Source organism: Streptomyces sp. NPDC104831 (assembly GCF_055583025.1).
In genome coordinates this window covers 86,708-106,616 of the sequence record NZ_JBVJOT010000031.1, presented here as the reverse complement: position 1 = coordinate 106,616, position 19,909 = coordinate 86,708, and the positions used below count along the sequence as shown (strand labels likewise).

17 protein-coding genes are annotated in these 19,909 nt (G+C 74.1%); 6 read left to right on the top strand and 11 right to left on the bottom strand.

The genetic code is table 11. The annotated features are described in order from the left end of the window. Nucleotides 1-108: 108 nt before the first annotated feature. The 6 genes from ACZ63H_RS21955 to ACZ63H_RS21930 form a co-directional block, all read right to left on the bottom strand. Nucleotides 109-1,770 (bottom strand): PP2C family protein-serine/threonine phosphatase, encoded by a 1,662-nt coding sequence (locus tag ACZ63H_RS21955; RefSeq protein ID WP_469867459.1) that lies wholly within the window; start codon nt 1,768-1,770, stop codon nt 109-111. After that, the gene (locus ACZ63H_RS21950; RefSeq protein ID WP_469867457.1) at nt 1,767-2,816 is read right to left on the bottom strand and encodes a SpoIIE family protein phosphatase; all 1,050 of its coding nucleotides are present in this window, start codon (nt 2,814-2,816) and stop codon (nt 1,767-1,769) included. The genes ACZ63H_RS21955 and ACZ63H_RS21950 overlap by 4 nt, the downstream gene beginning before the upstream one ends. Continuing rightward, nucleotides 2,813-3,259, bottom strand: a complete 447-nt coding sequence (locus ACZ63H_RS21945) for an anti-sigma regulatory factor (protein WP_469867455.1) — start codon at nt 3,257-3,259, stop codon at nt 2,813-2,815. The genes ACZ63H_RS21950 and ACZ63H_RS21945 overlap by 4 nt, the downstream gene beginning before the upstream one ends. Beyond that, nucleotides 3,259-3,639, bottom strand: a complete 381-nt coding sequence (locus ACZ63H_RS21940) for an STAS domain-containing protein (RefSeq protein ID WP_469867453.1) — start codon at nt 3,637-3,639, stop codon at nt 3,259-3,261. The genes ACZ63H_RS21945 and ACZ63H_RS21940 overlap by 1 nt, the downstream gene beginning before the upstream one ends. Then, complete coding sequence (locus ACZ63H_RS21935; protein ID WP_469867451.1) at nt 3,636-4,529, bottom strand: STAS domain-containing protein; 894 nt, start codon at nt 4,527-4,529, stop codon at nt 3,636-3,638. The genes ACZ63H_RS21940 and ACZ63H_RS21935 overlap by 4 nt, the downstream gene beginning before the upstream one ends. 456 nt (nt 4,530-4,985) lie before the next feature. After that, the gene (locus ACZ63H_RS21930) at nt 4,986-6,167 is read right to left on the bottom strand and encodes an acyltransferase family protein (protein ID WP_469867449.1); all 1,182 of its coding nucleotides are present in this window, start codon (nt 6,165-6,167) and stop codon (nt 4,986-4,988) included. 501 nt (nt 6,168-6,668) lie between these two features. Here ACZ63H_RS21930 and ACZ63H_RS21925 point away from each other — a divergent pair. Both ACZ63H_RS21925 and katG read left to right on the top strand, forming a co-directional pair. Then, a complete protein-coding gene (locus ACZ63H_RS21925; RefSeq protein WP_467937264.1) occupies nt 6,669-7,106 on the top strand; it encodes a Fur family transcriptional regulator in 438 nt (145 codons plus the stop codon). Nucleotides 7,107-7,139: 33 nt separating this feature from the next. Beyond that, a complete protein-coding gene (katG, locus tag ACZ63H_RS21920) occupies nt 7,140-9,362 on the top strand; it encodes a catalase/peroxidase HPI (protein ID WP_469867447.1) in 2,223 nt (740 codons plus the stop codon). 86 nt (nt 9,363-9,448) lie between these two features. Here katG and ACZ63H_RS21915 read toward each other — a convergent pair whose 3' ends face one another. Further along, the gene (locus tag ACZ63H_RS21915; RefSeq protein ID WP_469867445.1) at nt 9,449-10,012 is read right to left on the bottom strand and encodes a GlcG/HbpS family heme-binding protein; all 564 of its coding nucleotides are present in this window, start codon (nt 10,010-10,012) and stop codon (nt 9,449-9,451) included. 242 nt (nt 10,013-10,254) lie between these two features. Between ACZ63H_RS21915 and ACZ63H_RS21910 the strand changes: the two genes are divergently transcribed. Together ACZ63H_RS21910 and ACZ63H_RS21905 are read left to right on the top strand one after the other, a co-directional pair. Then, nucleotides 10,255-11,394, top strand: coding sequence for a sensor histidine kinase (locus ACZ63H_RS21910; RefSeq protein ID WP_469867466.1), 1,140 nt, complete (start codon nt 10,255-10,257; stop codon nt 11,392-11,394). After that, a complete protein-coding gene (locus tag ACZ63H_RS21905; protein ID WP_469867443.1) occupies nt 11,391-12,044 on the top strand; it encodes a response regulator in 654 nt (217 codons plus the stop codon). Before ACZ63H_RS21910 ends, ACZ63H_RS21905 begins: the two co-directional genes overlap by 4 nt. Before the next feature lie 24 nt (nt 12,045-12,068). Here the strand turns inward: ACZ63H_RS21905 and ACZ63H_RS21900 are convergent, their stop codons facing one another. After that, nucleotides 12,069-13,001, bottom strand: a complete 933-nt coding sequence (locus tag ACZ63H_RS21900) for a serine hydrolase (RefSeq protein WP_469867441.1) — start codon at nt 12,999-13,001, stop codon at nt 12,069-12,071. After that, nucleotides 12,998-13,960 (bottom strand): LysR family transcriptional regulator, encoded by a 963-nt coding sequence (locus ACZ63H_RS21895; protein WP_469867439.1) that lies wholly within the window; start codon nt 13,958-13,960, stop codon nt 12,998-13,000. The genes ACZ63H_RS21900 and ACZ63H_RS21895 overlap by 4 nt, the downstream gene beginning before the upstream one ends. Nucleotides 13,961-14,088: 128 nt before the next feature. Between ACZ63H_RS21895 and bla the strand changes: the two genes are divergently transcribed. Beyond that, nucleotides 14,089-15,057, top strand: a complete 969-nt coding sequence (gene bla / locus ACZ63H_RS21890; RefSeq protein ID WP_469867437.1) for a class A beta-lactamase — start codon at nt 14,089-14,091, stop codon at nt 15,055-15,057. A gap of 197 nt (nt 15,058-15,254) precedes the next feature. Then, nucleotides 15,255-16,823 (top strand): carbohydrate-binding protein, encoded by a 1,569-nt coding sequence (locus tag ACZ63H_RS21885; RefSeq protein ID WP_469867435.1) that lies wholly within the window; start codon nt 15,255-15,257, stop codon nt 16,821-16,823. A 63-nt stretch (nt 16,824-16,886) separates the two neighbouring features. Here ACZ63H_RS21885 and ACZ63H_RS21880 read toward each other — a convergent pair whose 3' ends face one another. Next, complete coding sequence (locus tag ACZ63H_RS21880) at nt 16,887-18,893, bottom strand: glycoside hydrolase (protein WP_469867434.1); 2,007 nt, start codon at nt 18,891-18,893, stop codon at nt 16,887-16,889. Between the two features lie 182 nt (nt 18,894-19,075). Beyond that, nucleotides 19,076-19,804 (bottom strand): hypothetical protein, encoded by a 729-nt coding sequence (locus ACZ63H_RS21875; protein WP_469867432.1) that lies wholly within the window; start codon nt 19,802-19,804, stop codon nt 19,076-19,078. Nucleotides 19,805-19,909 lie beyond the last annotated feature (105 nt).

Below are 19,909 nucleotides of genomic sequence, written 5' to 3'. Positions count from 1 at the left end.
CCCCCCCCCCCCCCCCCCCCCCCCCCCCCCCCCCCCCCCCCCCCCCCCCCCCCCCCCCCCCCCCCCCCCCCCCCCCCCCCCCCCCCCCCCCCACGGCCGTTCACGCGTTCACGCGGACGTGGTGCGGCACAGCAACAGGCAGATGTCGTCGTCGTGTTCGGAGTCGTGCAGCATCGGCTTGAGCAGTCCGTCGGCCGCCGCCTCCAGATCCGCGAGCTCCGGGGCGCGGAGCACCTCCATGGCGCGGGCGAGCCGGTCGATGCCCGCGTCGATCCCGGCGGACCGCCGCTCCACCAGGCCGTCCGTGTACAGCGCGAGGACGGACCCGGCCGGCAGCTCGACGGTGTGCTCCTCGTACTCGTACGGCAGCGGAACCCCCAGCATGATCCCGGGCTTCGCCTCCAGCACCCGCACCTCCCCGCGGGGCCCGCGGGCCACGGCCGGCGGATGTCCCGCGGCGGCCCACACCACCCCGGGCTCCCCGGGCGTGAACCGGGCGATGGCACAGGTCGCGTACAGCTCGGGCTGCTGGTGGCGCAGCATCCGGTGCAGCAGGGTGAGGATCCGCGCCGGGCCGTTGCCCTCGACGGCGTAGGCGCGCAGCGCCGTGCGCAACTGGCCCATGATGACCGCCGCGCGCAGCCCGTGCCCCGTGACGTCCCCTATCACCGCCAGCACACTGCCGTCCGGCTGGGAGAACGCGTCGTACCAGTCGCCGCCGATGTTCAGGCCGTGCGTCGCGGGCAGATAGCGTGCGGCCAGGTCCAGGCCCCGGACGGCGGGCAGCTCGGTGAGCTGGGCCCGTTGCAGGGCCTCGGCGACATCCCGGTGCTGCTCGTACTGGCGGGCGTTGTCCAGTGCGATGCCCGCCCGCCGGGCCAGCTCCAGCAGCATCACGGTGGTGTCCGGGTCGAAGCGGTCGCCCGGCGCGGCCAGCGTCAGCACCCCCTGCACGGTGCGCGCGCCCAGCGGCAGGCACAGCAGCGGCCGGCCGGGGGAGAGCGCCGAGGCCGGCAGGTCGTCCACGCCCGGCAGCTCACCGGGGTGCGGGCCCGCGTGCTGCGGGCGGCCGGTGCGCGCCGCCGTCACCGTGGCCGCCGCCCGCTCGCCCGGCGGGGTCCGCTCGTCGTCCACCAGCCACACCTCGACGTGCCGGGCGTACTCGGGGACGAGCAGCTCGGGCAGCCGGCGCAGGATGTCCTCGTGCTCCAGGGAGGCGTGCAGCACCGCGCTCGCGTTGGCCAGGAAGGTCAGCAGGCGGCGGGCCTTCTCCGCCTCGGCGCGCGCCGCCCGCTCGGCGTCCAGCAGCTCACGCTGCGCCAGTGCCGCGGCCTCCAGCTCGGCGTGCAGCGCCAGCACGCCCTGGTTGGTCTGGTGCAGCTCCTCCCGGTGCAGCCGCAGCAGCTCCTCCGTCTCGGCGAGGCTCGTCAGCACCGCGGCGGTGTCCTCGTCGGCGTCGAGCAGCGCCTCGGCGAGCGAGTCGTCGCCCGGGCGGGGGTCGCCGGACGGCTCGGCGGGGCCGTCGAGCGTGTGCCGCCAGGGGTCCGGGCCGCGCAGCGCGACGTCCAGCCGGCCGTCCGCCGCCGCGGTCACGGTCAGTTCCGTGCCGCCCGCGTCCAGGGCCTGCCGCAGCCGGGTCCCGAGCGCGCTGAGGAAGCGCGCGCGGTCGAGCGCGGGCACCCCGGCGTCCGCGGCGAGCCGGGCCAGCCGGGCACGGGCGCGGGCCGCGTCGGCGGCGGAGACGATGATCCAGGTGTCGCGGCTTGTCATGGGATGCTGGTCCGGCGGTCGGGGGCCAGGACGGCCACGCTCGTGTCGTCGCGGGCGGGGCGGGCGGGGCTGCCCGCGTCGCGCAGGATCGCCGCGGCCACCACCGACGGGTCGCGGGCGAGCAGCCCGGGGTCCTGCGGCGGGGTCCACCGGCTGGGCAGTCCGTCGCTGTGCAGGACGAGCAGGCTGTCCGGGCGCCACGGCAGCCGGCGCACCGGGACCTGCGCCGGGAAGTACGCCCCGACGATCCCCGGGTGGGACACCAGCGACGTCCACGTCTCCCCGCTGCGCACCCGGGCGCCGACGTTGCCCACCCCGGCGAAGCCCAGCTCCCCCCGTTCCGTGTCCACCTGGGCCACCGAGACCGCGGCGCCCCGGGTGGGCCGCAGTGCCGTGTGCAGCCGGCGCAGGATCTCCCCCGGCGGCAGGTGCCCGGCGCGGCGCAGCTCCGCCACCGCGGCGGTGGAGGCGTGCGCGGCCTTCGCGCCGTGCCCGAGACCGTCCGCGAGCAGCAGTGTCAGCAGCTTGCCCGCGCGCACCCAGGCCCAGGCGTCACCGCACTGTTCGGCCTCGCCGAGGGAGACCGTGATGCCGCCCGCGGGCAGTCCCGCCGAGGCCGCCCCGCGCGCACCGGGCTCCGGGTCGATCCGGGCCGCCGCCACCGTGCCCCGGCCGGGCCCGCTGTACAGCTCGAAGGCGTTGGCGCTGCGCCGGCAGCTGCCCAGCCCCGCGCCGAGCGAGCCGTCGGCGGTGGAGTAGCCGTCGCGCAGCGCGGCGTCCATGTCGGCGATGCCCGGCCCGTGGTCGAGCGCGTACAGCTGGACCGACGTCCCCGGGCCGCCGTCCGGCCCATCCACCAGGTTGACCACCATGTGGCCGCCGCCGGCGTGCTTGAGCAGGTTGGTCGCCAGCTCGGTGGCGACCAGCTCCGCCGCCGCCGTCCGCGCGGGGACCAGGCCCGAGTCGTCGCACGCCTCCCGGGCCGCCATCCGGGCGTCCCGCACCCGGGTGGAGTCGTGGACCGGGATCTCCCACACCCGGCTCATCGCACCCCCGGGCGGGACGAGGGCACCTGGGCCACCCAGGCCACGGCCGTGACGGTCGTGCCCCGGCCGGCCTCGGTGTCCACACTGAACTCGTGCACCAGGCGCTTCGCTCCGCTCAGTCCCAGCCCCAGGCCGCCGCCGGAGGTGTACCCGTCGGTCATGGCCAGTTCCAGATCGCGGATTCCCGGACCGTCGTCGATGAAACACATCCGCAGACCCCGGGCCCGCCCGTTGTCCAGCGGAGTGACCTCCACCCGCCCGCCACCGCCGTGCACCAGCGTGTTGCGGGCCAGCTCGCTCGCCGCCGTGACCAGCTTCGTCTGCTGCACCAGACCGAAGCCGAGCCCCGCCGCGCACTGCCGCACGTGCTGTCGCACCCAGGCCAGGTCCGCGTCCGAGCCGATCGGCAGGCTCTTCGCGGACACCTGGCCGGACGGCTGCATCAGCTCCCCCTCTGGGAGAGCAGTTCCATGGCGCGGTCGACGTCCAGCGCGGTCACCAGGCCGGGCAGCGTGAGCCCCAGCTCGACCAGGGTGATGGCCACCGCGGGCCGCATCCCGGCCAGGACCGTCCGGGCCGCGAGCAGCCGGGCCGTGGAGGCGATCTCCGCGAGCACCCGGCCGAGGAAGGAGTCGACGATGTCCACCCCGGAGATGTCGATCACCACTCCGGTCACCCGGTCCGTGGCGATGCGCTGGGTGATGTCCTGCTGCAGCTGTTCGGCCATGCCGTCGTGCAGCTCGCCCTGCAGGGAGACCAGCAGCACGTCGCCGAGGGCGAGCACCGGGACCGGCGAGGGCTGGGCGGGAAAGGGATGGTTCACCGGGCACTCGCATCCGCGTGCGCCCGGGACACCTCGATCCCCTGCCGGCCGAGCGCGTAGGCCAGCGCGTCGGCCAGTGAGGACCGGGTGAGGACCGAACCCAGGTCGATGCCGAGCTGCACGATGGTCTGCGCGATGGCCGGACGGATTCCGGAGACGATGCACTCGGCGCCCATCAGCCGGGCCGCGGCCACGGTCTTCATCAGGTGCTGCGCCACCAGGGAGTCCACCGTCGGCACCCCGGTGATGTCCAGGATGGCGTACCGGGCCCGCTGGTCCACGATCGCCTCCAGCAGCGACTCCATGACGACCTGGCTGCGCGCGCTGTCCAGGGTGCCGATCAGCGGTACGGCGACCGTGCCCTCCCACAGCTTGATCACCGGCGTGGCCACTTCGAGCAGCTGCTGCCGCTGCCGCTCGATCAGCTCCGCGTTCGCGTCCAGCGCCGTCTCCATCACCACCAGCCGCAGCGTGCCCAGCAGCAGGGTCAGCGCCAGCACGGCCTCCTGGGCCTGCGGGGCGGCGGGGTCGGCGAACTCCTCGCGGAGCAGTTCCACCACGGGCGGGCGCAGCCCGGCCACCTCGTCGGCGATCTGGGACGGGGCGTAGCCGGAGCGGGCCCGGTTCTGCGTCATCCGCCCCAGCTGATCGCGCACCGGGGTGAAGCCGGGCGCCCCGATGTCCTCCAGCCGTCCGCTGACGGCCACCTCGGACAGCGCGTCCACCACGGCCTTGCACGCCTCGACCGCCTCGTCGCGGGAGACGGTGAAGACCGAGCGGAACAGAGGCGTGTCGGCCCAGCGCTGGGCGATCTGCTCCTTGCGCTGTTCCAGGAAGGAACTCACCATCTGGGGCGCCGATACGGCCGGGTCCTGCTCGGGCACTGTCATCCTCTCCTCTCGCACCACAAGGTGCGCCGGTCGGCCGGCTCCGCGGAGCCGATCATTGCCGACCGTCCACCGTAGCGACCGGTGTCCGGCCGGGCCAATCCACTCCCGGGACCGTGGCCGGACCACCGATGCCCAGGTCATGGGCGGTGGCCCCGGCGCGGCGGGCGGGCGAGCGGGGTGGGCTTCCGGTCGGTCGGTCCGCGCGTCGGCTCCGCTCACTCGGTGCGTACGGCTGCCGCCGGCCCGCCGGTGTGCGCCGCCGGGCCGGTGTCGGTCAGCCGCTTACCCCGAAACCCGCGAACCTTTCCTCAAAGTCGCGTACGTCACCCGCGCGTGCGACCGGCCCCGCCCGCGGGAGGAGCGTGCGGGGCCGGTCGCACGGGGTGCGGGGGGTCGGAGAAGGGCGGACAAGCGGCCGAAAAGAGCCGGAAGGCATGGCCGGAAACGGCGGGTCCGTCAGTCGTGTGCCCGTGCCGGGGCCTCCCGCCGGGCCGGTACCGGGTCCGGCCGCGGGCCGGGCCGGCGGTGGCGGTGGCGCAGCAGCAGGCGCCGGGCCGGGCGCTCCACCGCCTCGTACAGCACCCACGACAGGCCGAGCGACACCGCGAACGCGGCGGCGCAGGCGGTCAGCCCGGCCAGGAGGCCGAACCGCGGCTTCGCGCCCAGCAGGGTCGTCGCGGCGCGCAGCACCAGCAGGTGGACCATGTAGAAGGCGAACGACAGCTCCCCGAGCCGCACCATCCGCCCGCCGCGCCACAGGGACGGCAGCCCGCGCAGGTCCGCGACCGCCGCCGCAGGGATGAGCAGGGCGAACCCGGCGAGGGTGCACGCGGTGGCGGAGTAGCCGGGGGTGACCTGCGGGACCAGGAAGTAGCCGATGAGGGCCAGCGCGAGCGACGCCTCCAGCCCCGGCCCGCGCCAGCGGCCCAGCAGCACCAGCCGCGCGGTGACCGCGCCGAGCACGAACTCGGGCAGCCGCGCGGCGGGGAAGGAGTAGACCGGGTGCGTCCACCAGTGGTGGGCGTCCGTCCAGGCCAGCAGCAGGACCACGGCCGCCGAGAGCCCGCCCAGCGCTCCCGCGCCGCGCGCCCCGAGCCGGCGCAGCAGCACGATCAGGGCCGGGAAGGCGGCGTAGAAGAACGCCTCGCAGGCCAGGGACCAGCTCACCGGGTTCAGCGTCTGCCACCACGGCTGCCACCAGGAGTGCAGCAGCAGCGCGTTCGCCAGTGCCTGCCCGGGCGTCGGCAGCGCCCGGTGCGTCAGCGTGCAGGCCATGACCAGCGCGACGACGAGGGTGACCAGGTGCACCGGGTACACCCGCGCGACACGCCGCCGCCAGAAGGCGAGCGCGCGGTCACGGGGCCGCGCCGACCAGGTCAGCACGAATCCCGACAGCACGAAGAAGAACGACACTCCGGTGGCCCCGGCGCCGAAGCCCCAGGACATCAGGCGGCCCCCCGTGCCGCCGAACCAGCCGAAGTTGTGCACGTGCAGTCCGAACACCAGCAGCGCCGCCATCCAGCGCAGCCCGGTGAGGGACGGCAGGGAGGGCGGGGCGGCCGGCGCGGCGGGCCCGGCGGCCGTCGCGCCGGTCCGGGCGGGCGGCGTCCGGAGCGCCCGGGGCGTCGCCGTGGTCATCGCATCACCTGCCGCAGGGAAATCGCGTGGGGCATGAAGGGGTTCGTTGCCCGCCCGCCCCCGCCCCCTCACGCCGCCGGGCGAACTTCACACCGCTGCCGGACGACGCGACCCGCCCGGTCCCACGGACGGCGGGCCGCCGTACCTCCGGGCGGGTGACGCCACCGGCCGGCCCCCGGCCGCACGGGCGCGGTGGCCGTCCCGAGGGTCGGGACCCCGGCCGCCCCGGACGGCGTGACCGGCCCGGGGGCGGGCGCGCCGGGTGCCGGGGCAGGTCCGCCGCCGCGCGGGCGGCACCCGTCCGGTGGACCCTCCGGCTCGCCGCACCGCCGGGGCCGGTCCGGGGCCGCATGATGCGGGCATGCGCGCGCCCCGCCCCGCGGCCCGTGCGCCACCGGCGCGAACAGGGCCCACAAGACGGCCGTGCGTCGCCCGGACTAGGCCAGAATTGCATCCTTCGTTTTATTGAACCCCTCGTGTTTATGACGGTAGGTTCAGCCCATGTCCGCCTCCCCGAGACCGACCACCGCCGAGGAACTGCGCGGTGCCGGCCTGCGCGTGACGGCAGCTCGCGTCGCGCTGCTGGAGACCGTCCGGGACGGTGACCACCTCGGCGTCGAGGCGATCGCCTCCGGTGTCCGCGGTCGTGTGGGCCACATCTCCCTGCAAGCCGTCTACGAGGCACTGCACGCGCTGACCGCGGCGGGCCTGGTACGCCGTATCGAGCCGGCCGGCCACCCGGCCCGGTACGAGGGACGCGTGGGGGACAACCACCACCACATCGTGTGCCGGTCCTGCGCGGCCGTCGCCGACGTCGACTGTGCCGTCGGCGACGCGCCCTGCCTGACCGCCTCCGACGACCGGGGCTTCGCCATCGACGAGGCCGAGGTCGTGTACTGGGGCCTGTGCCCCGACTGTTCCACCGGCCGCAGTTCCTGAGCACCGAGTTCCGCACAGTTCGGAAGGATTGCCATGACTGAGAACCACGACGCGATCGTCACAGACGCGAAGGCGGAGGAGGGCGGCGGCTGCCCCGTCGCGCACGACCGGGCCCTGCACCCGACCCAGGGCGGCGGAAACCGCCAGTGGTGGCCGGAGCGGCTCAATGTGAAGATCCTCGCCAAGAACCCGGCCGTGGCCAACCCGCTCGACGAGGACTTCGACTACGCGGAGGCCTTCAAGGCCCTGGACCTCGCGGCCGTGAAGCGGGACATCGCCGAGGTGCTCACCACGTCGCAGGACTGGTGGCCCGCCGACTTCGGCCACTACGGCCCGCTGATGATCCGCATGGCCTGGCACAGTGCGGGCACCTACCGCATCAGCGACGGCCGCGGTGGCGCCGGCGCCGGCCAGCAGCGCTTCGCCCCGCTCAACAGCTGGCCGGACAACGGCAACCTGGACAAGGCCCGCCGCCTGCTGTGGCCGGTGAAGAAGAAGTACGGCCAGAGCATCTCGTGGGCCGACCTGCTGATCCTCACCGGCAACGTCGCCCTGGAGACGATGGGCTTCGAGACTTTCGGCTTCGGCGGCGGCCGCGAGGACGTCTGGGAGCCGGAGGAGGACGTCTACTGGGGTCCCGAGACCACCTGGCTGGACGACAAGCGCTACACCGGCGACCGCGAGCTGGAGAACCCGCTCGGCGCCGTCCAGATGGGCCTGATCTACGTCAACCCCGAGGGCCCGAACGGCAACCCGGACCCGGTCGCCGCGGCCCGCGACATCCGTGAGACGTTCCGCCGGATGGCGATGAACGACGAGGAGACCGTCGCGCTGATCGCCGGCGGCCACACCTTCGGCAAGACCCACGGCGCCGGCCCCGCCGACCACGTCGGCGCCGACCCGGAGGCCGCCGGGCTGGAGGAGCAGGGCCTCGGCTGGCGCAACAGCTACGGCACCGGCAAGGGCGCGGACGCCATCACCTCCGGCCTGGAGGTCACCTGGACCACCACCCCGACCCGGTGGAGCAACGGGTTCTTCAAGAACCTGTTCGAGTACGACTACGAGCTGGAGCAGAGCCCGGCCGGCGCCCACCAGTGGGTGGCCAAGGACGCCCCCGAGATCGTGCCGGACGCGCACGACCCGGAGAAGAAGCACCGCCCGCGCATGCTCACCACCGACCTGGCGCTGCGCTTCGACCCGATCTACGAGCCCATCTCCCGCCGGTTCTACGAGAACCCGGAGGAGTTCGCGGACGCCTTCGCCCGCGCCTGGTACAAGCTCACCCACCGCGACATGGGCCCGAAGTCCCTGTACCTCGGCCCCGAGGTCCCGGAGGAGACCCTGCTGTGGCAGGACCCGCTGCCGGAGCGCGACGGGGAGCTGATCGACGACGCCGACATCGCCGCCCTGAAGACCAAGCTGCTCGACTCGGGCCTGTCCGTGTCCCAGCTGGTCACCACGGCGTGGGCGTCCGCGTCCACGTTCCGCGCCAGCGACAAGCGCGGCGGCGCCAACGGTGCCCGCATCCGCCTCGCCCCGCAGCGCGGCTGGGAGGTCAACGAGCCCGACCAGCTGGCCCAGGTGCTGCGCACCCTGGAGGGCATCCAGCGGGACTTCAACGCCTCCTCCGGCGCCAAGAAGGTCTCCCTGGCCGACCTCATCGTCCTCGGTGGTGCCGCCGCCGTGGAGAAGGCCGCCAAGGAGGGCGGCTTCGCGATCGAGGTGCCCTTCACCCCGGGCCGCGTGGACGCCGGCGAGGAGCACACCGACGCCGAGTCCTTCGAGGCGCTGGAGCCGACCGCGGACGGCTTCCGCAACTACCACGGCAAGGGCAACCGCCTGCCCGCCGAGTACCTGCTGCTCGACCGGGCCAACCTGCTGAGCCTGAGCGCGCCCGAGACGACCGCGCTCGTCGGCGGTCTGCGCGTCCTCGGCGCCACCTACCAGCAGTCGCAGCTCGGCGTCCTCACCAAGACGCCCGGCGTCCTCACCAACGACTTCTTCGTCAACCTGCTCGACATGGGCATCCAGTGGAAGGCGACGTCCGAGGACCAGACCACCTTCGAGGGCCGGGACGCGAGCACCGGCGAGGTGAAGTGGGCCGGCAGCCGGGCCGACCTCGTCTTCGGCTCCAACTCCGAGCTGCGCGCCCTCGCCGAGGTGTACGCCGGCGACGACGCGAAGGAGAAGTTCGTGAAGGACTTCGTCGCCGCGTGGAACAAGGTCATGAACGCGGACCGGTTCGACCTCGTCTGACCGCTCCGCCCGTTCCGGCCGGCTGAACGGCGCGTCCGGGTCCGCCCCTCGGGGCGGACCCGGACGTTTCGTCTCCCTGCCCGGTGTCAGCGGCCGAGGGCCGCCGCGCCCGCCTGCGCGTACCGCTCATCCAGGTCGCCCGACGGGGCGCCCGCGACACCGATGCCCGCGACCGGCGCGCCCTGGGCGGTCACCGGGGTGCCGCCCGCGAGGAACAGCGTGCCCGGGATGTCCTTCAGGTTCGGCGCCTGCGCCAGCCGTCCGGCCAGCTCCGAGGTCGGCGCGTTCCAGGAGACCGCGGTGTACGCCTTGCGCTCCGCCGACTCGTACGACTGCGGGCCGGCGCCGTCCCCGCGCAGGGTGACCACGGTGTTGCCGTTGCGGTCGACGACGGCCACGGACACCTGCCGGCCGTCCTTCTCGGCCGCCGCCAGCGCGGCGCGCGCCGCCTTGGTGGCCGCGTCCACGCTCAGGTGCCTGCTCTGGGTCAGCTCGCCGCCCCGGGCCGCCACGGGCGCGGCGGCGGCCGGGGCGTCGGAGTCGGCCGCGTTGGCGGCCACCGTGCCGACGGCGCCGGCCCCGACGACGGCCAGGGCGGCACCGCCCACCAGGAGGCGGGTACGGGAGGACGACTTCTTGCGACTGGGCATGCTGGGGAACCTTCCGGTAGGGCCACGGGAGACCGGATCGCCTCCCGGAACCGATCCTGGTGCCGGACGAGGCCGCGTCCCGTCGGTGGACCGGTCGTCCCGGGGGTCATCCGATCGGATGACCCCCCGGCTCCCGCACCTGGGCACAATGGAGGGTGTTTGCCCAGTTCAGCGTGGATCCGAGGGAGGTGCCGGGAGTGGCCGTACCCGAGCGCGACGACACCCGTGCCCTCACCGTCGTCATGCACACGGCGTTCTTCGTGCTGCTGTCCGCGTCCGTCGCCCGCTACCTGGCCCGGCACGCCGAGGGACCGCACACCCCCTGGGTGATCGCCCTGTCCGCGCTGCTCGCCGTGCTCTACGTCCTCGGCCCGGCCCTCGGCACCCGCCCCACGCCGCGCCGGCTGGCCTGGCTCGGCCTGGTCGTGGCGGCCTGGGCGCTGCTGGTCGTCCTGGCCCCGAGCTTCGCCTGGTGCGCGGTCCCGCTCTTCTACACCGGTCTGCGCACACTCCCGCCGCGCGCCGCGATCCCGTTGGTGGCGCTGCTGACCGCGCTCGCGGTGGCCGCACAGCTCGGCCTGGCGGGCTGGCCGGATCCGAACGTGCTGCTGGCCCCGCCCGCGGTGGCCGCCGTCGCCACCACCGTGTTCGTCGTCATGCAGCGCCAGGCGGCCCGCCAGGACGCCCTGATCGACGACCTGGTCCGCACCCGGCGCGAACTGGCCGCCACCGAGCGCCGCGAGGGCACCCTCGCCGAACGCGAACGGCTCGCCCGGGAGATCCACGACACCCTCGCCCAGGGCCTGTCCAGCCAGCGCATGCTGCTCCAGGCCGCCGACCGGCTGTGGGACACCGCCCCCGGCACGGCCCGCGAGCACGTCCGCACGGCGGCGGCCATCGCCGAGCGCAGCCTCGCCGAGGCCCGCCGCTTCGTCCACGACCTGACCCCGGCCGACCTCGCCGAGGGCGGCGGCCTGCTGCGGGCCCTGCACGCCGTGGCCGAGCGCGAGACGACGGCGGAACTCACCGTCCGCGTCCACACCGAGGGCAGCCCGCCCGAGCCGCTGCCCGCACCGGTGGAGTCCGCCCTGCTGCGCATCGCGCAGGGCGCCCTCGCCAACGTCCGCGAGCACGCGGCGGCCCGCACCGCCATCCTCACCCTGACCTGCCTGGACGACCAGATCGTGCTGGACGTCACCGACGACGGCCGCGGCTTCGACCCGCGCACCCCCGCCGCCTCCGCGTCCGCCGCGGGGGAGCGCGGCCACGGCCTGCCCGCCATCCGTGCCCGCCTGCGCCAGCTGGGCGGCACCCTCACCATCGAGTCGGCACCGGGCGAGGGCACCGCCCTGTCGGCGGCGATCCCGTTGGAGCCGAGATGACCCACACCCCCGCGTCGGCCGCCCGGACACCGGTGCGCATCCTGGTCTGCGACGACCACGCCGTCGTACGCGCCGGACTGCTGGCGCTGCTGCACAGCGCGCCGGACATCGAGGTGGTCGGCGAGGCGGGCAGCGGCGAGGAGGCGCTCGCCCTCGCCCGCAAGACCGCCCCGGACGTCGTGCTGATGGACCTGCAACTGGGCGAGGGCATCGACGGCGTCGAGACCACCCGCCGGCTGCGCGCCGAGGTTCCCGCCCCCCACGTCCTGGTCCTCACCACGTACGACACCGACGCCGACGTCACCCGCGCCGTCGAGGCGGGCGCCACCGGCTATCTGCTGAAGGCCGAGCGCGCCGAGGACCTGTTCACGGCGATCCACGCCGCCGCCCAGGGCCGCCCGGCGCTCTCGCCCCCGGTCGCCGACCGCGTGATGTCCCGGCTGCGCAACCCGCGCCCCGCCCTCACCCCCCGGGAACGGGACATCCTCGCCCACCTCTCCCGCGGCCTGTCCAACCACGCCATCGCCCGCGCCCTCTACATCAGCGAGGCCACCGTCAAGACCCATCTGCGCCGCATCTACGACAAACTCGGCGTGGACACCCGGGCGGGCGCGGTGGCGGTGGCGCAGGAGCAGCGCCTGCTGTCCTGACCGCCGGGCGGCACCCGGGACCCGTCAGCCGCGCAGTGCCTCGAACGCCTCCCGCGCCGCCGCCCCGATGGCCAGGTCGATGTCCGGTGCCAGCCCCGCGCGGCGGTTGCCGCGGGTGAGCGCCGCCATCGCCACCCGCTGCCCCCGGTCCGCCTCGACGACCCCGATCTCGTGCCGCAGATGCAGGAACGTACCGGTCTTGCCGCTCCACCGCAGCGTGTCCGTGCGCAGGTCGCTCGCCAGCCGGTGGGTGAAGACCTGGTGGCCCATCAGCCGGCGCAGCTCGGCCGTCGCCCGGGGAGTGGCGATCTCGTCGCGCCACACCCGCTGGAGCAGGCCGACGAGCGCCGCGGCCGTCCCCGCGTTGGCGTGCGCCGGGTCCAGGGTCTCGATGGTGTGCCGGCCCGTCCCCTCGTCGCGGACGGCCAGCTCCAGCGCGAGGGAGAAGTCGTCGCCGGCGGCACCGGCCGCGCACTCGTACAGGTGGTTCATCCGGTGCCGCAACCGGATCCCGTCGCACCCCCAGGCGCGCAGCCGCGCGTCGGCCTCCGCCGCCGGCACCAGGTCGAACAGCGCGTCCGCGGCGGCGTTGTCGCTCACCGACAGCATCAGCAGGAGCAGGTCGCCGACGGCCACGGTGGCCGGGTGCCGGAAGGCGGCGAGCCCGGTGGGGCCGACGCTGCTGGTGCCGGGGTCCACCGTCACCGGGCGGGCCGCGTCCAGCTCCCCGGCCGCGATCCGGTCCAGCACGACCAGGGCGAGCGGGACCTTCGCCACCGACGCGAGCGGCACCGGCTCGTCCGTGTCGAAGCCGAGCTGCTCGCCGGTGTCCAGGTCGCGGGCGAGGAAGGAGCCGCGCACGCCCAGCGCCGCCCAGTGGGCGGCGATGGCCTCGGCGACGTCCAGCAGGGCGCCGTCGCCGCCGGTGTACACCGGGTGGCGGGCCGCCGCGCTCATCCGCGCGCCGCCAGCCGCGCGGGGACGTCCGGGTGCCCGGCCGCCGCATCCGGTCCCCCTCGGCGGGGTACGGCGCCCACCGCCGAGGCGAGCAGCGCGGCCAGCCAGTCCGGTACGTCCGCGGCGCCGTCGCGGCCCGGGGCGGCGCCCACGTCGTAGCCCCGGTGCAGCGCGGGGTCGGCGAGCGGGGTCCAGTGGGCGCCGTGCTGCCGGGCGAACGGTTCGGCGCACAGCAGCAGGGCGTGCCCGGCCAGGGTCTCGGCGAGCGCGGTGGCCGCCGCCCCGGCCGGCCGGATGCGCTCCTCGGGGAGGCCGGCGCGCGCGGCGGCGCGCGTCAGCCGGTCCTCGAAGTACGGCACCTGGTCCTCCGCCAGCAGCAACAGGGGCGGAGCGGCGGGTCCGGCGCCCCGGCCGCGGCGGGGCCGCAGCTCCTCCAGGTGGAGCGTGCGCCGGGCGCCCGCGCCGTCCGGCACCGGTGCCGACGCCAGCCCCAACGGCACGCGGAACGCGGCCCGTTCCGGAGCGGTGCGCACCAGCGCGTAGCCGAGGGAACCGTCGGTCAGCCCCGAGGCCCGCTCCAGCGGCGCCAGTTCGCGCATGCCGAGGGTGATCCCGTGCTCGCCTCCGGCGCGCAGGGCGCGGGCCAGCGCGGCCGGGGCGCAGTCGGCGGGGACGCCCACGGCGCACACCCGCGACCGCCGGGCGGAGCGGGCGACCTGCCGCAGCCGCTGGGCGCGGTCCAGCACGTCCCGGGCGTAGGGGAGCAGCAGCACCCCCAGTTCGGTGGTCTCGATCCGCCGCCGGGACCGGTCGAACAGCGGGCCGCCGAAGTGCTCCTCCAGCGTCTTGACGCGACGGCTGAGCAACGGCTGGGCGATGCCGAGCCGGTCGGCGGCCCGGGAGAAGCCCGCCTCCTCGGCCGTCGCCACGTACGCCTCCAGGTGGGCCAGAAGATCCATCCGGCACTCATATCAAAAAGGTATGCGGGCTTCAAAGTTTCCTCTTGGACATGGACGCCTCCCGGCTGCTTCGCTGTTCCCCGTCGAAGATCGGCACCCACGACGTGCCTCCCGGGAGGAATACGCCCATGACCAGTACGCCCTTGACCAGCACGGCCACGCCCGGCGCGGCCGGCACCGGCAGCCCCGCCCCGCTGCCGCGCCGCCGTCTGCTGCGGGCCGGCCTCGCCCTCACCGGCGCCGCCGTGGCCGCGACGGCGGTGTCCGCGCCCACCGCGTCCGCGGCCCCCGATGCCGCCGCGCGCGCCGCACGGGCCGAACTCGCCGGACTGGAGCGCCGTTACGGCGCCCGGCTCGGCGTCCACGCCCGCAACGTCCGCACCGGGCGGACCGTGTCCCACCGGGCGGGGGAGCGGTTCGCGATGTGCTCGACGTTCAAGGCGTTCGCCGCGGCGGCGGTGCTGCGTGACCACGGCGACCACGCTCCGCTGGACCGGGTGGTGCACTATCCGCCGCATGACATCCTGCCCAACTCCCCGCGCACCGAGGAGAACCTGGCCACCGGCATGACCGTGGCCGCCCTGTGCGCGGCGGCGATCCAGTACAGCGACAACGCGGCCGGCAACCTGCTGCTCCGGGAGCTCGGCGGTCCGGCCGGGCTCACCCGCTTCCTGCGGTCGCTCGGCGACCCGGTGAGCCGGCTCGACCGCTGGGAGCCGGAGCTGAACACCGCGCTCCGCGGCGACCTGCGGGACACCACGACGCCGGAGGCGATCGCCGGGAGCCTGGAGCGCCTCACCCTGGGCCGGGCGCTGGCCGCCGCCGACCGCGAGCGGTTCGTCGGCTGGCTGGAGGGCAACACCACCAGCACGGACCGGTTCCGCAAGGGGCTGCCGGCCGCCTGGACCGTGGCGGACAAGACCGGGACCGGGGACTACGCGACCGCCAACGACATCGGCGTGGCCTGGACCACCCGGGGGACCCCGCTGGTGCTGGCGGTGCTGTCCGACAAGAGCGCCCCCGACGCCCCGGTGGACCAGGCGCTGATCGCCGACGCGGCGGCCGTAGTCGCCCGTACTCTCGCGCCCGGCGAATAACTCCCCGGATTCATCCATCTGAATATGAATCATGCACGCGGACATTGACGTGTGCATGACTGCTCCCTACCGTCGGGAAGGTCCGGAGGGAAAGCGCTTTCCGGCCTCGCTCCACCATGCCACGACCGGCCGCCGTGCTCACCCCTCTGGACCGCTCGCACCCGCACAGCCGAGTCAACCCGCAGGGAGACAAGCCGATGCAACTGAGACCAGCCATCGCGTGCGCCGGACTGCTGAGCGGTGCGCTCGTCGCGCTGTCCGGCACCACGGCCCAGGCCGTGACCACCCGGTACGAGGCCGAGAGCGCACCCGCCGTCTGCACCGGGACCATCGACTCCGACTGGACCGGCTACTCCGGCAGCGGATTCTGCAACGCCACCAACTCATCGAGCGCCTACGTCCAGTTCACCGTGAACGCGGCGAGCGCGGGTACCGCGACCCTGGACATCCGCTACGCCAACGGCTCGGCCACCGCCCGCCCGGCCACCCTCACCGTGGGCGGCACCTCGGTCGCCACCGCCTCCTTCGAGGCCACCGGCGCCTGGACCACCTGGACGACCAAGTCGTTCACCGTGCCGGTCAAGGCGGGCTCCAACACCGTGCGGCTCACCCCGGCCACCGCCGACGGCCTGCCCAACCTCGACTACCTCGACGCCGACGTGGCCCCGGCGCCGGCCGGCAACGTGCTCTACGTGTCGCCCACCGGCACCGACGGCGCGGCCGGCACGGAGTCGGCACCCACCACGCTCACCTCCGCCATCGGCCGGATCACCCCCGGCGGCACGATCTACCTGCGCGGCGGGACCTACCGCCCGTCCTCCACCGTCACCATCCCGGCCGACAGCGACGGCACCGCCGCCGCCCGCACCACGCTGGCCGCCTACCCGGGCGAGAAGCCGGTCCTGGACTTCTCGGCGCAGACGGAGAGCCCGTCCAACCGGGGCGTCCAGCTGTTCGCCGACTACTGGCGGCTGTCCGGCCTCACCGTCGAGCACGCCGGAGACAACGGCATCTACGTCGGCGGCAGCAACAACGTCGTCGAACGCGTGGTGACCGCCTACAACCGCGACACCGGGCTCCAGCTCGGCCGGACCGCGTCCACCACCCCCAGCTCCCAGTGGCCGTCGAACAACCTGATCGTCGGCTCCGAGTCGCACGACAACGCCGACTCCGACGGCGAGGACGCCGACGGCTTCGCCGCCAAGCTGACCACCGGCACCGGAAACGTCTTCCGCTACGACGTCTCGCACCACAACATCGACGACGGCTGGGACCTGTACACCAAGACGGACACCGGTGCCATCGGCCCGGTGACCATCGAGTACTCCCTGTCCTACGCCAACGGCACGCTGAGCGACGGCACCGTCAACACCAACGGCGACCGCAACGGCTACAAGCTCGGCGGCGACGACATCCCCGTCAACCACGTCGTCCAGCACAGCATCGCCTACAAGAACGGTCACCACGGGTTCACCTACAACAGCAACCCGGGCACCATGACGATCTCCAGCAACGTCGGCGTCGACAACGCCGAGCGCAACTTCTCGTTCGACAAGGGCACGTCGGTGTTCCGCGACGACACCTCCTGCCGCTTCGCCGGCGGCGGCTCCAACGACAAGACGGTCGGCGGCGTCGACGGCTCCGACCAGTTCTGGACCGGCTCCAACGGCTCCCGCTGCTCCTCGTACGCGGGCGCCCTCGGCTGGTCCTTCGCCTCCGACGGCCGCCTCGTGGTGTCCTTCGGCGGCGGCGTCGTCAACCCGTAACCGGCGTACGGGGACCGGGAGAGGCGGGACGCCGTCCGGTGCGGCGCCCCGCCTCCAGCCCTTTCAGCAGTGGGACTTGGTCTGGGTGAGCAGGCCGAGCCGCCACGGCAGGCTGTTGTAGTCACCGCTCGCGTCCGGGGCCATGCCCTGGTACAGGTACTGGAGCTTGCACGCGGGGATGGTGAGCGTCTGGTCGTAACCGGCGCGGATCATCTCGCCGTGGCTGATGTCCTTCGTCCACGCGCCCGACGGGAAGGCCACGTTGCTCGCCCGGGCGAACGGGTTGCTCTCGGAGTCGGCCAGCGGGGACCAGGAGCCGGCCAGGCTGGAGGAGGTCCAGGAGCGGAAGTAGCGCCGGCCGTCGGAGCCGATCGCCTCGACCAGCATCAGGTACTGCCCGCTGCCCTGCACCTTGTAGACGTTGCTCGCCTCGAACAAGGCGTACCTGTTGGAGTCCTGGGCCGCGATGACGGTGTTGGTGAAGCCGTTCGGGAACTGGCGGACGGTGGTCTGCGAGCGGTAGAGGTGCCCGTTGTCGTCCGAGGAGAACAGGTAGCAGTCGACGCGGTCGCAGATCACCCACATGTCGACCCAGTAGCCGTCGCCGATGTTCCGCTTGATGATGTCCGGCATCTCGGGGTAGAAGTCGCGCGGCGCGCTCCAGCCGTTCGGGTCGGAGATGTCCTTGTTGGTGGAGTACGACGCGTTGCCCGTCTGGTAGACGAGGTACCACAGCTTCTGCGGCGCGTAGTAGAACACCTGGGGCGCGGCCCGGTAGCCGCTGCCGACGGCCGTGCGGTCCAGGTAGTGGTGGGTGGCCGAGCCCGCCTGCGACCAGTCCTTGAAACTCAGGTAGACGAGGTTGTAGCCGGAGGCGCTGGCCACGCTCGCGAACACGTGGTACTTGCCCTTGTAGCGGACGACGGTGGGGTCCTTGATGCCGGCGATGTCGTGCGTCGCGTCGGACTTGGGCGCGATCAGCTGCTCGCTGGACGACCAGGCGAAGCTCGACGGCAGTTCCTTGTGCCTGGCCGGCGCGGTGGACGCGGAGCCGAGCGCGGACAGCACCGCGCCGTACGCGGCCTTCTTGTTGCCCGCGCCGTCGAACAGCAGCGGGTTCTCCCCGGTGCGCCAGGAGTCGCTGTCGCGGATGCCCCACACGGTGATGCCGGTGCAGCGGGCGACGTCGCGGCACGCCTTGACCGTGTCGGCGTACGCGGTGGCCGGTGCCTGCGCGATGTCCAGCTCGGTGATCTGCACGTCCACGCCGAGGGCCGCGAAGTTCGCCAGCGTGCTCCGGAAGCTCGCCGGCGGGCCGGAGGTGCCGAAGTGGCTCTGGAAGCCGACGCAGTCGATGGGCACGCCACGGGACTTGAAGTCGCGCACCATGCGGTACACGGCCTGCGTCTTGGCGTCCGACCAGTTCTCGATGTTGTAGTCGTTGTAACAGAGCTTGGCCGCCGGGTCGGCCGCGCGAGCGGTGCGGAAGGCGTCCTCGATGTAGCCGTCGCCGAGGACCTTCTGGAAGACGGAGGTCCGGCGCGCCCCGCTGCCGCCGTCGGCGAACGCCTCGTTCACCACGTCCCAGGCGTAGACCTTGCCCTTGAAGTGCCCCGCCTCGGCGGTGATGTGGTCGCGCATCACGGTGCGCAGCGTGGCGGCGTCGCCGATCGCGGCGACCCAGGAGGGCAGTTGGGAGTGCCAGACCAGGGTGTGACCCCGCACGCGCTGTCCGTGCGCGACGGCGTGGCCGACGATCTGGTCGGCGGCGGTGAAGGTGAAGGAGCCCCGGGAGCGTTCCGTGGCGTCCCACTTCATCTCGTTCTCGGGGGTGACCGCGTTGAACTCCCGGTCCAGGATCGTGCTGTACGTGCCGTCACCGAGCTTCGAGGCGGCCACCGCGGCGCCGAAGTACCGCCCCGACTGGGCGGCCTGGGCACCGAGGGTGTTCGCCTTCGCCTTCGCCGGCGCGGGCCGGGCGTCGGCCGTGCCGGTCACCGCGAGGGTGGCCGCGGCGAAGGCGCCCACGAGGGCGACCAGGCGCCTTCCTGACCACGGGGGACGTTTCATGGTTCTCCTCGTACGGTCGATCGTTGCGGGTATGCCATGTACCTGACATGAAGGAATGCCGTCCTGTATGTTCGATATCACGAACAGTGGTCGACTTCCCGGACTGGATGATAGGAGGGGGTGGCGGGCCGTCACTACCCCCCGCATCATTCGAGGTTGGCAACGAAATATTTCGGAGGCGTTCAGCCGACCCGGTCGTCCGGGCCGGCGGGATGGGCCTCCAGGTCCGCCGACGCCAGCAGGTCCGCGATCAGCTCCCGAGAGCCGCCGACATAGGTGCTGACCAGGTCCACGTCCCCGCCCAGCACCCAGGCCCGGTCCTGCGGCCACCACAGGTCGGGCAGCTCGGCGTACTCGTCCAGCGTCACCGGGGAGACGGCGTCGGCCAGCCGGCCGGCCAGCAGGACCTCCTCCCGGCCCGGGGTCCCGAACGTCGGGAACCGGTCCCAGTCCCAGCGGCCGTACCCGTGCCAGAGCCCGAACCAGCACCGCTCGGGCGTTTCCGTGTGCCGGGCCAGCACGGGCAGCAGCGCCTCGGCGACCTCGGGCGGGGTCGGACCCTCGGCGGGGTGCTCGTCCCACACGCCGGGCAGCCCGGGACCGGACCGGCAGACGTGTTCCTCGTTCGCCCCGACGACCTCGTGCCACCGGATGTCCGGCGTCACCCGCGTCCCGTGGGCGGCGGCCACCGCCGACCAGCGCACCGGCCGCTCGTCCAGCCGGGCCGGGTGCAGGATCCGGGCGTAGGCGTCGAAGCCCGGCGCGGCGATGGCCGCCACCGTGCCGAAGGCGCCCTGACCGGGGCCGTGTGCGGTGAGCCAGTCGGCGGGGGAGAGGTCGGCCGCCCGCACCCGCAGGTGTCCGTACCGCTCGGGGGCGGGGGCCCGGTCGGCCAGGAGGAAGTCGTGCACCCGCCCAGTGTGCCGGGGGGGGGGGGGGGGGGGGGGGGCGGGCCTCCCGCCAGACAAGGCACGGAGCCCAGGGGGGGTCTCACAGAGGGGGGGTGCTCCCCACCC